Here is a 14,448-nt window from a genome sequence, read left to right on the forward strand (position 1 = left end):
GTAGCGCGAAAGCTCATTGCCTTCGCTTTTTCTTTAATTATGACTTTGCATCTCTTCTTACAATCATATCTCTAACTTGTTGCCCACTTAAAGTAACCATCGGCATGCCACCACCTGGATTCACTGAACCCCCAACGAAGTACAAATTACCGTAACGGTCACTCTGTTTAGGATGCTTGAATCCATTATTAGCTTTTTTATCAGCCAATACACCATAGATTGCGCCACGGTTTGAGTAGTAAGTTTGTTGAATATCTTCTGGCAACCACATATCCTCAAATACAATATGCTCTCTTAAGTCTGTCAGCCCCATATTTTCTAGTTTGATCAATACGCGTTCTCTTAAATCGGCATATTCCTGATCTGTGAAGGGCTCATCTTGTACATAGGGAATGTGCGGTAAGATCTTGATATTTTCGTGACCTTCGGGAGCTTGGTCTGAATCTGTCTTATTGACATTGACCAAATAAATTGTTGGGTCTTCCGGAAGTTCGTGACGATGAAAAACCGTTTCATAATTTTTTTTAGAATCATTTGAGAAAAAGAAGTTATGATGTGCTAACTGTGGATATAATTTATCCACCCCAAGATGAAGAACCATTCCAGAAGCTGCTGGCTCAAATTTTTCTTCTAGCTTTTTCATTTCTTTTTTGTCTTCGTCCAATAAATAACGGTAAGTCGGAATGACTTCCATATTAGAAACATAATAATCAGACTTTACTATTTCTCCATTTGCCAAAACAGCAGCTGTAATATTCTTGTGCGCATCTTTCTCAAGACGCACAACTTCTTGTCCATTATAAATCGATACGCCTTCTTCTAAAGCCAACTTTTGTAACGCTTCGCCAAGCTTGTGCATACCACCGGGAACATACCACAATCCTAGATCATGTTGCATATAAGCAAGCATATTCAGTATCGCAGGAGCATCTTCAGCCGACGAACCAACATACTTGATGTAATACTTTAACATTTCTCTTAAATGAGGATGACTAATTCTTTTTTCAATCGCACTAGACATAGTTGAAAGTAAATCGAACCCTTTAAAAGCTGATATCGGCCCGTGATATTTGATTACATCAAAAGTTGTATCCAGACCTTTATTAAAATAGCCTTCTTGAGTGATTTTATAAAGGGCTTTAGAGTACTCCAAAAAAGCTTCATACTCTTCCATATCTTTTTTACTTAAAGACGGATTATGCTGATCCATATCGGAAAGTTGTTCATAAAGATCTATTGTTGTACCATCTGTGAAAAATGATCGCCACTGTAAATCTAGCTTTTCAATTTTCACGTAATCTTCCATTTTTTTACCACCTACAAGAAACAGTCGTTCAAAGATAAAAGGCATCGTTAAAATAGACGGCCCTAAATCAAAACCGTAACCATCTACTTCTAGACGATTCAACTTTCCACCTATATGATAGTTTTTTTCATAAAGCGCCACCTTATATCCACTTTGAGCAAGGGCGATCGCTGCGGAGATTCCTCCTAAACCGCCACCAATTACCGTTACTGACTTTTCTTTACTTGATTGTGTTTCAATCGTCATGCTTCGTTCTCCTTTATCCAATGCCTTACTTGTAAGATTTCAATGTTTTTTGGGTATTTCTATAAATGCTGAGCTTTTTTATAAATGAGGTCTTGTTTCTTTGATTGAAACAGTCGTATCCATTCTTGCGGACAGTCGATAGTATTTCGGCATAAACATTTGCTGATAACAAGACAGGTAACTGACTATCTGTGTCAAATTTAGATAAATCTTGTTTCACAATTTTGTAGAGCGTTTCTGACCGAGTGGCTAAAGTCTCCCACATAGAAATGAATGAAGGATTGATAACCTGACTTTTTAAATCATTGTATGTGTAGCCCACTTCATTCATCAACTCAACTGGAAGATAAATTCTATTAATTTCTCTCTGATCTTCACCGACGTCTCTTAAAATATTGGTGATTTGCATAGCTACTCCAAGTGATATTGCAGTCTCTTTCAATTCTTGATGGTGCTTTGTCGCCAGTATCGGGAGTAGCATTAACCCCACAGAGCCAGCTACAAAGTAACTGTATTTTTCCAAATCCTTTAACGATTCGGGTTGTTTGAAGTTGTAATCCATGGTCTGACCTTCCAACTGATCGTAAAATGGTTTCAGTGACATATCAAAACGATTAAATACGTCTCTCAATGCTCTCCACACTGGGGAGTCAGGATCTTCCCCTTTTTCAAACTGCTCCAGCATTTTTCTGATACTCTGTAATGCCTTTTGCTGCTCTTTGGAAGAGTCCGCTTCATCGATACTATCATCTGCCTGTCTACAAAATGCATAGATGGCATAAACGGCTTTGGCTTTTTCTTCGGGTAATCTTGAAAAGGCAAAATAAAAACTTTTTGAATGTTTTTTTATGATTTCTTCGCAATAAGCATAATCCAAATTTAAATTTTTTTGCTTACTTTTTTCTTTTTCGATTTCACTTCCTCCTCGAAATGGATTAGATAATCTGCACAAAATAAATTTCAGGCAATGTGTATCTAATTTTATATTAAACAAGAGTTCTTCCTATCAGGAAGCTTCTGTTTTCACAAGATAGGTATCTTTACTTTATATTAACATATTACTTGTTATCGAAAAGCGTTCAACGATTTAATTTATTAAAAAATCTCCACTTTCTTTCTATGGAAGGCTCAATTGAGCTTTCTTTATATCTCTGCCAAATAATCTAAATTCTAAAATCTTTTTTTAAACATGAAATTTCACTTATAAATGCATCCAGTTACTTCAATAAAAGAATCGTAAGGAGTAAAAACAAGAGATTTTCTTAGTGTCTTTTTTTGTTCACAAAACCTTACTCGCTATGTTAGTACTAATTCATTTCACAATATGCGTATTTCATAAGTTTAGTTATATTTGTCTATTCGGACTTTATTGTATAGATATATCATATGTTATCTTAAAACGACTTTATTTTCGCAAAAAATATAAGATTTTAATAATTTGATTCGCATAAATATACAAATGCATTTCAAAACAAGCTATGTATTATACATTTATGTATAATACAAAAAAAACTACTTACTTTCTATCAGCGTTTACAATTTATCACTAACTCATATGATTTCCCTAAATTCTTCTATTGGTCTACCGATAATATCTAGGAAGGAGTGAATTAAATAATGGAAGCAACTACAAATGAAGTAACTCATAGTCAAAAGGTCAAAGAGAAAAAGAAATTTGGAAAACGATTCAAATTTCGTAGTTTACAAGCAAAAATTTTATTTGGTTTTGGGATAGTTGTACTATTGGTAATTGGTCTTGTTATTGAGAGTAGCCTAATGGATAGAAAAACGGATGCAGTAACGACATCATTAATTGAATATGAAGTCCCGTTGATGATTGCAGATGAACGCGTTGGATTTTCAATCGCTAGACGTTCCACTAACGTTCGTGCTTACTTAATGACTGGGAGAGAAAATTATATTGATATGTTCATAGAAAGTTCTGAAGCAGTCAAACCATACATGGAGACTCTAACCTCTTTATCGGACTCTGAAACAATTTACAATTTATCTCAAACTCATGAAGCTTGGACTCGAGATATTCTAAATAACGTTTTGTATGTCTACCAAAATGGCGATGAAGAACAAGCCATTACCAATCTCGACAATATGTCAGCAACCACCACTCAAATGCTTGACGGCTTTTCTGCTGCAGCGAAAGAGCGGGAACAGCTGATCAAAGAAGCTGGAGAAAACATCAAAGAAATTAGTGACTTTTCATTTATTATCAATATTGTTGTGGCAATCTTAGTTATTATTTTAGCAATAGTTGTAGCAGTTCTAACCGCACGTTCTATCTCTATACCAATCAAGAGCGTCATGAGAAAAGTAACTGAAATTAAAGACGGAAACTTGAAAGGTGATCATCTAGTAATTGATCGTCAGGATGAAACAGGTAAACTTGCTGAAGCTGCAAACGGCATGCAAGATACATTAAAAGATATGATCTCTAATATCTCTGAAGTTTCTTATCTACTAACCTATAATAGTAAAGAATTGTCTGAGACATCATCTGAAGTTATGTCTGGAACAGATCAAGTTGCTATGACGATGCAAGAACTATCCGAAGGTTCTGAAAATCAAGCAAATACAGCAAGTAAACTTGCTAGTATCATGGAAAGTTTTTCAGAAAAAGTGGCTTCAACAACAGAAAATGGTCAAAATATTAATCGCCTATCTGCTAAAGTGATTGAAGAAACCGCAAATGGTACAACGATGATGGCCACTTCAGAGGCTCAGATGCAAAAAATCAATGATATCGTGAAACAATCTGTTTCAAAAGTAGATCAATTAGATACTCAAACTCAAGAAATTTCCAAGTTAGTTGAAATCATTCAAAACGTTGCGAATCAAACAAATTTACTTGCCTTGAATGCTGCTATAGAAGCTGCAAGAGCTGGAGATCACGGTAAAGGATTCGCAGTTGTAGCTGACGAAGTGCGGAAGCTTGCTGAACAAGTTGAAGTTTCTGTGAATGAAATCACTGGATTTGTTCAAGCGATTCAAGATGAATCAAAAGGCGTTAGTGAATCATTAAAAGAAGGTTATGCTGAAGTTGAAAGTGGAACTTCTCAAATCAAGTCGACTGCTGGGACATTTAATCAAATCAGTAAATCATTAAGTGATGTAGCCGGCAGTATCATTACCGTTAACTCAAACTTGACAGAAATTAAACGTCATACGGATGACATGAACGCTTCTATAGAAGAAGTTGCTTCAGTATCTGAAGAATCGGCTGCAGGTGTAGAAGAAACATCGGCTGCTACACAACAAATCAATAGTTCAATGGAAGAAATCGCCGGTGATGGCGGTAAAGTTTCTCAACTAGTTGAATTAGCTCAAAATATGGACAACTTAGTTAAGAGATTCACCCTTTAAAATAGAGCTTATTACCTTAATATAAAAAAAACCAGGAAGTCTTGAACTCAACTACAAGACTTCCTGGTTTTTTATTCTAAAGCATGATTTTGAATCTGACTACTTTAAAGTTTGGGATTAACAATTACTAAACTATTCCGATAATGACTATTGAGGAGTAAAGTATATGGGTATACTTACCTAGGCATACATACAATGAACCAATTGATCTAGATTATAAATTTGAACTCAGTCACTGAAGCAGAGAATGATCTGCTTCAGCTTTTGTTTTTGCTTTAGAGACAATGTACTGTATTTAAATGATTTTTTCCTATCTAGATAGCATCATCAAAACTTAGGTATTTATACTCAAACTATGTACTTTTTGAAGACCAAAATCAAACATCAAACCCAATCAAAAAGGAGTTGGAAAAATGGAAGTAACAGTAAAACCCGAAGCACAGAAAAAAAGTAAAACAAAAATAGAAAATCGTAAACAAAAGAAACCTTTATTTAAGTTTAAAAGTATTCGTACTAAAATCCTTTTAGGATTTGGCTTAGTTATAGCCTTAGTTATCGCTATGGCTATAGGCATCACCCTCTCCTCTCGCCAAATCGAAAAAAACGCTAGTATTATGGTAGATTTTGAAACACCTTTAATGATAGCCGATGAACGTGCAGCCTATTCTGTAACAAGCCGTGCTTACAATGTCCGTAGCTACTTAGCGACTGGTGATACCGCTTATAAAAATAATGTCGCAGATAATACTGCATCAGCTATGCCATATTTTGATAGAATTGGTGAAATGTCCGCTTCTGATACCGCTATGGATTTGGTTGAAACACATAAAGAATGGTCTAACGAGCTTATAAACAATGTTATCGCAGTTTATGATAATGGAAATCCAGAACTGGCTTCAGAGAATATGGAAGCTCTTGCTCCTACTACAGCGGCTATGATCGAGGAACTTTCTGGTGCTTCTTTAGAAAGAGAAGTCATTATCGAACAAGCTGGTCAGGATGTCATCAGTGTCGTAGATTCTTCGATGATTCTTACGATAATCGGTGCCTTACTCGTGATTGTACTTTCGATCATTATTGCCATTATTACAGCTGGATCCATTACGACTCCTATCAAAAACGTTATGAATAGAATGGATCTTGTAAGAAGAGGTAAGTTAAAAAACCCTTACTTAGAGATTTTGTCTCAAGATGAGACCGGTCAGTTATCTGAATCGACTAATATTATGCAAGATCGTCTAAAAGAACTTGTTACAAGTATCTCTGAAGTATCTGACTCGCTATCTTACAATACTAAAGAATTGTTTGAAACATCTTCTGAAGTCGTATCGGGTACAGATCAGGTGGCTATGACAATGCAAGAATTGTCTGAAGGTTCAGAGAATCAAGCAAACACAGCCAGCAGACTTTCAACAATCATGAATGATTTTTCGAAAAAAGTAGATCTCACTACGGATAACGGAAAAGATATCAAAACACTTTCGAATAAAGTGAAAGAAGAAACAAATAATGGTCAAGTTATGATGGCCTCTTCTGAAACTCAAATGATGAAAATCAATGACATCGTTAAACAATCTGTTGAGAAAGTTGACAAACTGGATGCACAGACTCAAGAAATCTCTAAACTAGTTGAGATTATTCAAAATGTTGCTGATCAGACGAATCTTCTTGCTTTAAATGCGGCTATTGAGGCTGCTCGAGCTGGAGAACATGGAAAAGGATTTGCTGTTGTTGCTGATGAAGTTCGTAAACTAGCTGAACAAGTAGATGTTTCTGTTTCTGAGATCACTGGATTCGTACAAACGATCCAAACAGAATCTAAGAGTGTGAGTGATTCTTTACAAGAAGGTTATTCAGAAGTCCAAAATGGAACAAGCCAAATCAAAGCTACTGGAGAAACATTTAAACAGATTTCTAAGTCTTTGGATGTGGTTGTTACTAGTGTAGATATCATTAATTCCAATCTTACAGAGATCAAAACAAACACGCATGATATGACTGCTTCGATTGAAGAAGTTGCATCTGTATCAGAAGAATCTGCCGCTGGTGTAGAGCAAACTTCTGCTGCTACGCAACAAATTAGTAGTTCGATGGAAGAAATTGCTGGAGATGGCGGAAAAATTTCTCAAATCGTTGAACTTTCTAAAAGCTTAGATAAATGGATACAAGTCTTTACAATTTAATTTATAATCTTATTCGTTCGAAGAGTCCTGATCATTGAAAAGTGAACCAGGGCTCTTTCACTTTTTCCTTTAAATGAGTAACACTTGAACAATCTTACTGAACACCTTATGATGAACTTACACTCTAAACTAAATAAATAAGGAGTTTCTATATATGCTTGCAATTTTTCTGCAATCTCTCAGTTTTCTGCTCGTCGTTTTAGTCGCTTACAGTTTTAAAAAAGCAGGAATTCTGCGGTCTACAGACGGTACAATCATTCAAAAAATCGTATTGAATCTTACCCTACCAGCTACTATCATTATAGGATTTAACGCTGTTGAAGTTGATGTTCTTTTATTTATAATGATTGGACTTGGCTTATTATGTAATATAGGTTTGATCTTAGCTGGTAGTCTTTTCTGGCGGAAAAAAAGCTTTGAAGAACGCTCAATGATGATGTTTTCGCAAGGCGGCTTCAATATAGGTAATTTTACAATTCCTTTCGTACAAGGGTTCTTTCCAGCAGCTATTCCATTTATCGGTAGTTTTGATATGGGGAATGCTTTGATGCTTTTTGGAGGTTCCCCTATTGTGGTAGACAGATTACTCGGTCAAGAAAGAGAAGAATCCAGTTATATAAAAAGAGCCTTACGCTTATTTCGCTCTCCTGCATTCACAACTTATGTCATTATGCTACTTCTAGCTTTAGTCGGACTCACCGTCCCCACAAGTATTACTTCCGTCGTTGAATTATTTGCGAGCGGTAATGCTTTTCTATCTATGTTTATGGTGGGACTCTATCTAGAAATCAATATGGATCGTGCTTCTCTTAAAAAAATTACGCATGTACTAGCTGTACGCTATACCTTAGCGATACCTGTGGCTGTCCTCTTCTATTTATTTCTACCACTACCTGAGCTGGTCAAGATGTCTCTCGTTCTTGTCTTACTTGCTCCAATTGGAACAGTAGCAACGATTAATATGATCGTATACGGTAATCAGCGTTCCACGTCCAGTTTCCTGTCCTCTATCAGTATGATTGTCTCCCTAGTACTTATGACACTTGCACTAACATTCATTATATAATACTTTATTTTAAAAAGGAGAGCCTACAGAATTAGATTCTGCACGCTCTCCTTTTTATGATACCTGCTTTTCCATTGTTTTGTGAACAATCCCTATTTGCATATACTCGTCACTTGCGTAAACATAGCCCAACGCTTCATAGAATGGCCAAGCGTTTTGTCTTGCGTGCATCCAGATTTTTTTGACTCCAAAGTCTTTTGCCCACTTTTCAGCTTCAACCACTAATTGCTTTCCAATTGATTTCCCTTGATAGTCTTGATCGACTGCCACTTGTCTCATCTGATAAATCTGGCTTTCCGTTTCTATAAGAAAAAGCGTCCCAATAACTTTATTTTCTAAGAGCACCACAAAATGGTGGGCGTCTTCTTCGGATGATTTCGCTTCTTGTTCTAATCTGATCCCTAAAGGCTTTCTAAGTACTTTATCTCTTAATGTTAGAGCCCCTTGATAAGCCTCGTCTTCTGTCATGATCTTTTTTATCATAAGGTTATCCATCTATTCACCTGCTTTAAATGATTCCCCTTTTTGGGATAAAATCAGTATAGCAGTCTGCTTTGAAAAAATATATCTTTACAACAAAAAATCCTTCGCAAGGTTTTAGCTACCCCACGAAAGATTTTTAGATTTTTGCATATCAATATTCTTCAGGAATCAAAACTGCTAGAATAATGTACAGTAACAATGTTGGCGACAATATAAGGAAACCTAATCTGACAGCAATTGATGGTATATCTAGATACTCCGCAATTCCTCCACATACTCCTGAAACCCAACGATCCGTCGTTGATCTTCTTAATTTCTTATCCATTAAAAAACCTCCTACTAACATAGTGAACTTCATATCCTTAAAATAACGTTCTTTACCTAAGATTGCAACTATTTTATTGAAGCGAGCAAATCATTCTGATTTTTGAATTTTTTTACTATATAATAAGAAGTAGAAAACCATTTAAAGGAGAGATTTGATGAGTGACTTTGTGACATTAGGTAGATCCGGTTTGAAGGTACATCCAATTGGTTTAGGTGCTAACAAAATTAGTGACGCTAATCCAGAAACAAATACAGAATACGGTGGCGAGATCTTACTTGATGCCATTGATAAAGGATTAAACTTTATTGATACAGCATTCATTTATGGTGACGGTAAGTCTGAATCGATTATTGGTGAAACACTTAAAAAGAACCATTTACGCCAAGATATCGTGATCGCTACAAAAGGCGCGCATGAATACGTTGATGGTGAATTGAAATTAAATAATTCCCCTGAATTTTTGACAAAGCAAGTAGAAGATAGCTTAGCTCGTCTACAAACAGATTATATTGATCTTTATTACATTCACTTCCCAGATGAAGATACACCTAAAGAAGAAGCAATTGGTGCTTTATCTCGTCTGAAGGAACAAGGTAAAATTCGTTCGATTGGTGTTTCGAATTTCTCATTTGATCAAATCAAAGAGGCAAACGTACATCAGGATATCGACGTTGTACAAGATGAATACAATTTACTAAATCAAGAAGCAGAAAGCAAAGTATTCCAGTATTATAAAGAACAAAATATTAGCTTTATTCCTTACTTCCCGTTTGCTTCAGGACTTTTAGCTGGTAAATACGACCAGAACACTCAATTAACGGATCGTCAGAAGAGTCGTCCTCAGTTCCAAGAGCCAACATATAGCGAAATACTTGGAAAAGTCGAACAGATTAGACCTTTAGCTGAAAAATACAATACAGGACTACAGAATATTGTATTAGCATATTATCTGTCCAAAGATGTCGTAGATGCTGTTATTCCTGGTGCGAGAAATCGTAAACAGATGGAACAAAACCTTGAAGCAGCTAGCTTTAAATTAACAGAAGATGAATGCAAGTTTATTGCAAGTATCTTCCCACCGTCTTTCAAATTAAAATAAGTAAGCCAAGAATAGAGTCCCCTTTTCATTAAGGAGACTCTGTTTTTTAGTATTCCTTTCTTTTTAGATAGAAATACGTTCCTAAACCTAAGATAGCCGCTAAAATCACAACTATCAGCGATCCTAAAGGTGTATCGGTACCAAACAGTCCACCTGTGTTAATGCCCCATAGGCTGAATATTAGTGTAGGAATAGCGATCACCAACTGGGCGGAATCCAAGAACTCCATGATCCTATTTAGACGACTGTCGATCATATCCGAAATCAGCCCCCCTGTAGTATCAATCAAGTCTCTATAAATTTCTACTAGTCGATCTGATTTTCTGATTTTTTTATGAATCTCTTTGATCGTCCGCGCTTCTACTTCCATTTTTTTAAATAGATCTCGCTCTAGTAAATTAAGAATGGTCTGCTTTTGATCATCTAATGTTTGCTCCAAAAAAACCATATCACGCTCTGCGTCTGTCAGGTCTAACAATGTTTCTCGTTGCGTTGTGTTTCTTGCTCTTTGGTCAATATCGTCGATGCGTACTTTTAAATCGATCAGTTCAGCAATGTATAATTGATACATATTCAAAATAAAACTCGTGATCAGTTCTCCCGAATTCACTTCAGCATCTACTTCATTTTGGATAGATGGCAAAATAGACTGATCCTTTTCATCTGCAATTGTAATCAGCATATCTTCATTAAAGATAAACGTAACTGGATATAGCCCCTTCTCAACAGAATGCGGTTCTACTTCATTGTAGTTAATTAAAACAACATACAAGCACTCCCCAAGAATATTCGAGAAAACTTGTTCAATCTCAGTGATATTTTCTGGGAAATACTCCGAAACAAAGAGATCTCTTGGAAGATCAAAAGTCTTTGAAAGATACTCAATATCCTCACTAGTAGGATTTGTTACAGAAACCCATTCGGCCGCGGATTTCGAACTCTTATTGACTTCTTCTCCAAAATTGTAATAAGATATCATGTTTTTCTCCGTTCACATACTTTGACTTTGGCACTATATCATGCCTGTTTTCCTATTATCGCATGTTTTGAAAAAAAATTAAAACCAGAACTTGTCTCTATGACTCATTCCGGCTTTTATAAGATTTATTCACTTAAAATATGTTCAATCGAACTCATTGTTTTAGCAAAGTAAGCTTCTGGTTCCAACGTACTACTTGTTTTCCACTCGTAAGCAGCCCCATAAAGCATCCAACTAAATACAGAAGCTGCGTTTTGAATCTCTTCAGGCTTTTTATTAGGATATTTCACTGTCAAGGACTCAAAAAGTACGTGTTCCACTTCTTTTCTCAAAATCGTTTCATTGATACTCGCCATTTCGTCATAGCTATTAGAACATAATGCATGCAACTCATTATGATAATTGGTCAAAGCCACAAAAACACTTGTCAATGTGTTTTGACAGAAATTAGTGGTTTCAGCGAGCTGATTTCGAACATTTTCCATAATGATCTCTTTAGTAATCACTTCAAATAATTCATATTTGTCCGTAAAGTGATTATAAAATGTCGCTCGATTAATCATAGCCATCGAAGTAATGTCACTAATTCTTATTGCTTCAAACGGTTTCTTCTTTAATAATCCAAAAAAAGCTTCAATAATCGATTTACGTGTTCGAATTTTACGAATATCAACGGTTTCTACTGATTGTTGCATCTTACCACCTATACTTTCTCGACAATTTTAATTTTTTGTTGTTTAAACAACACTTATCAATTACTGTCTATTGTCACTTACATTTTGTAAGCTATAATAGAATTATACAACAGATGTTGGAGAAAAGACAGCATCTTAAAATAAATAATGAATAGGAGATTTATCATGACAGAACAATTGAAAATCGGGATCGTTTTAGGAAGCACTAGACAAGGACGAGTTAGTACACAAGTAGGAGAATGGGCTAAAAAAGTTGCGGACGAAAGAAACGACGCACAATACGAAATCGTAGATATCGCAGATTACGACTTACCTTTCTTCGGAACTACTGCTGGAACAGAACCTGGCTTAGCTAAATGGGCAGAAAAAATTAACGAATTAGACGCATATGTATTCGTTGTAGCTGAATATAACCACAGTATCACTGGTGCTTTGAAAAATGCTTTGGATAGCGCACCAACAACGGCTTGGAACAATAAAGCTGCAAGCATTATGAGTTACGGTTCAACTGGTGGTGCACGTGCTGCTGAACACTTGCGTGGAATCCTAGGAGAATTAATGGTTGCTGACACTCGCGTACATCCTACATTCTCACTATTTTTAGACTTCGAAAACTTTTCAACATTTAATCCAGGAGACTTACACCTAGAAAATATGACGATGATGTTTGACCAATTAAACTCTTGGGGAACTGCACTTAAATCTGTAAGAGGATAATGCATTTTTCTCCTAAAGAAGCCTACCATTTTTGGTACGGCTTCTTTTTTTGCGCAAAAAAAGAGGATTCAGACATATGCCTGAACCCTCTTTTAAGCGTTCATTTTAAATTAATTAGAACCAGCGTTCATTGATTCTTTTTCAAGTTCAGCTTCGTGTGTCATTGCTGCTTGTCCTAGTAAGTTCAAGTAGTTCCAAGGACGATCGAATACTGGCTGGAAGAAGAAGTCAACTAGTGCTAAATCTTCAATTGTCATTTTATTTTGGATAGCAAGTGACAATGTGTTTGCTGATTGAGTGATGTCATATTTAGACATAACTTGTCCACCAACAATACGGTTTGTGCCTACTTCATAAACAAGTTTCATCATGATTTTTTCGTTAGTTGGCATGAATTCTGGACGGTAGTTATCTTCAAACATAACCGCACGAGCTTCAAGACCCATTACTGGAGCACTAGACTCACTTACACCAGTTGAACCAATGTTCCATCCAAATAAGTGTAAACCAGAAGTTGATTGAGTTCCTCTGTATTCTAATGTTGGTTCTTTAATGTTTTTACCCACAAGTAATCCCATACGAACAGCGTTAGTTGCTAATGGAATATAAGCGTGTCCACCAGTTGGGTTGTAGTTTACGGCACAGCTATCTCCAGCTGCGAAAATGTCTGGGTTGCTTGTACGCATATAGTTATCAACGATGATTGCGCCATTTCCAAGCATTTCAACTTGACCTTTAACAAGATCAGTATTTGGACGGAAACCAACACATAAGATAACCATTTCTGATTCATATTCTCCACCAGAAGTTTTAACTGTTGTCATTGTTCCATCTTCACTATCTTCAAATCCTTGAACCATTTCGTTTAATTGAACTTTAACGCCGCGTCCTCTTAAGTCCTCTTCTAATACAGTAGTGAACTCAGGATCTAGATATTTATTCAAAATACGGTCAAGACCATCAACTAAAGTTACATCTTTACCATCTTCAGCGAAAGCTTCAACAAGCTCGATACCGATGTATCCTCCACCTACGACAGTAATTTTTTGTTTACCTTCTTTACGTGCAATAATTTCTTGTGCTTGATTATAGTTTTTACAAAGTACAACGTTTTTGCTTTGAATACCTTGGATTGGAGGAATGATTGGCCAAGAACCAGTTGTTACAACTAATTTGTCATAAGTGTCTTGAGTCTCTTCACCAGTTTTAAGGTCTTTAACAGTTACTGTTTTAGTTTCAGAATCAATGTTTAAAACATCGTGTTCCATTTTAACGTCTGCACCAAAGTCAGCTAATTCTTCTGGGTTTGAGTAGAAAAGTCCTGCTGGATCTTTAACAACTCCACCAACATACAAAGCAATACCACAAGATAGGAAAGATACATTATCGTTTCTTTCGTATACTGTTACTTGTGCGTCCGGATTTTCAGTTAGAATCGTTTTAACCGCTGATGTTCCAGCGTGTGTACAACCTACAACTACTACTTTCATTCTCTATTTTCCTCCTAGGAAATATATAATATTTTGTCTTGCGATGAAAAACAACGAGACTTCCAGGCTGAAAGTTATTATATTCACAAAAATAAATAGAACAACTATTCACAAGCACGATCAGAATGATTCCTCTTGTTTCGCACGATGAAAAACTGTCTATGTTTTATTTGTAATTATAAACTCTCGTATCCCTTACCTGGTGATCTTATGCACTCTACTTACAATGAAAACATGATCTCTTGCTGTTTTCATACTCATTATACTCCTGATTTTTTAAATTTCAAGAGGTTTGTTCAAATTAATTCAATAAGATCTTTTTTGTAAAAAGCCTTATTCTTAAAGGTTTTGAAGCTTGAAACATACGAAAAGTAAGTAAAAACATTCATATATTATTTCCGTTAGGATATTTTTTCACAAACTATCTTCTTCTAGCCTATTTTGGCAACAATCCAACAACATCATTTTAAAGTAAATA

The 14,448-nt window shown here is 35.8% G+C and carries 12 protein-coding genes; 5 read left to right on the top strand and 7 right to left on the bottom strand.

Annotated elements, in window-relative coordinates; genetic code table 11:
* Nucleotides 1–37: 37 nt before the first annotated feature.
* Both ACFP65_RS07585 and ACFP65_RS07590 read right to left on the bottom strand, forming a co-directional pair.
* Nucleotides 38–1,552, bottom strand: a complete 1,515-nt coding sequence (locus ACFP65_RS07585) for a phytoene desaturase family protein (protein WP_379917336.1) — start codon at nt 1,550–1,552, stop codon at nt 38–40.
* A 25-nt stretch (nt 1,553–1,577) separates the two neighbouring features.
* Nucleotides 1,578–2,546: a phytoene/squalene synthase family protein gene (locus ACFP65_RS07590; RefSeq protein ID WP_379917338.1), complete on the bottom strand. Its 969-nt coding sequence runs from the start codon at nt 2,544–2,546 to the stop codon at nt 1,578–1,580.
* Nucleotides 2,547–3,169: 623 nt separating this feature from the next.
* Here ACFP65_RS07590 and ACFP65_RS07595 point away from each other — a divergent pair.
* From ACFP65_RS07595 to ACFP65_RS07605, 3 genes are all read left to right on the top strand, one after another.
* Nucleotides 3,170–4,930, top strand: coding sequence for a methyl-accepting chemotaxis protein (locus ACFP65_RS07595; protein WP_379917340.1), 1,761 nt, complete (start codon nt 3,170–3,172; stop codon nt 4,928–4,930).
* A 413-nt stretch (nt 4,931–5,343) separates the two neighbouring features.
* On the top strand, nt 5,344–7,113 hold the full coding sequence (locus ACFP65_RS07600; protein ID WP_379917342.1) for a methyl-accepting chemotaxis protein: 1,770 nt from the start codon (nt 5,344–5,346) through the stop codon (nt 7,111–7,113).
* Nucleotides 7,114–7,267: 154 nt separating this feature from the next.
* Nucleotides 7,268–8,179, top strand: coding sequence for an AEC family transporter (locus tag ACFP65_RS07605; protein ID WP_379917344.1), 912 nt, complete (start codon nt 7,268–7,270; stop codon nt 8,177–8,179).
* A 54-nt stretch (nt 8,180–8,233) separates the two neighbouring features.
* Here ACFP65_RS07605 and ACFP65_RS07610 read toward each other — a convergent pair whose 3' ends face one another.
* Entirely contained in the window at nt 8,234–8,674 is a 441-nt protein-coding gene (locus tag ACFP65_RS07610; RefSeq protein ID WP_379917346.1) for a GNAT family N-acetyltransferase, read from the bottom strand.
* A gap of 139 nt (nt 8,675–8,813) precedes the next feature.
* Nucleotides 8,814–8,987: a PspC domain-containing protein gene (locus tag ACFP65_RS07615; RefSeq protein WP_379917348.1), complete on the bottom strand. Its 174-nt coding sequence runs from the start codon at nt 8,985–8,987 to the stop codon at nt 8,814–8,816.
* Between the two features lie 157 nt (nt 8,988–9,144).
* Here ACFP65_RS07615 and ACFP65_RS07620 point away from each other — a divergent pair, with 157 nt between their 5' ends.
* Entirely contained in the window at nt 9,145–10,089 is a 945-nt protein-coding gene (locus ACFP65_RS07620; protein ID WP_379917350.1) for an aldo/keto reductase, read from the top strand.
* A gap of 46 nt (nt 10,090–10,135) precedes the next feature.
* Here the strand turns inward: ACFP65_RS07620 and ACFP65_RS07625 are convergent, their stop codons facing one another.
* Nucleotides 10,136–11,068, bottom strand: coding sequence for a magnesium transporter CorA family protein (locus tag ACFP65_RS07625; protein WP_379917352.1), 933 nt, complete (start codon nt 11,066–11,068; stop codon nt 10,136–10,138).
* A gap of 125 nt (nt 11,069–11,193) precedes the next feature.
* Entirely contained in the window at nt 11,194–11,763 is a 570-nt protein-coding gene (locus tag ACFP65_RS07630) for a TetR/AcrR family transcriptional regulator (RefSeq protein ID WP_379917354.1), read from the bottom strand.
* A 165-nt stretch (nt 11,764–11,928) separates the two neighbouring features.
* On the opposite strand from ACFP65_RS07630, the gene ACFP65_RS07635 reads away from it, so the two are divergent.
* A complete protein-coding gene (locus ACFP65_RS07635) occupies nt 11,929–12,480 on the top strand; it encodes an NADPH-dependent FMN reductase (RefSeq protein ID WP_379917356.1) in 552 nt (183 codons plus the stop codon).
* 110 nt (nt 12,481–12,590) lie between these two features.
* Here ACFP65_RS07635 and ACFP65_RS07640 read toward each other — a convergent pair whose 3' ends face one another.
* Nucleotides 12,591–13,970 (bottom strand): FAD-dependent oxidoreductase, encoded by a 1,380-nt coding sequence (locus tag ACFP65_RS07640; RefSeq protein WP_379917358.1) that lies wholly within the window; start codon nt 13,968–13,970, stop codon nt 12,591–12,593.
* Nucleotides 13,971–14,448 lie beyond the last annotated feature (478 nt).

It is taken from the genome of Marinilactibacillus sp. GCM10026970, from assembly GCF_042660675.1.
Classification (GTDB): Bacteria; Bacillota; Bacilli; order Lactobacillales; family Carnobacteriaceae_A; genus Marinilactibacillus.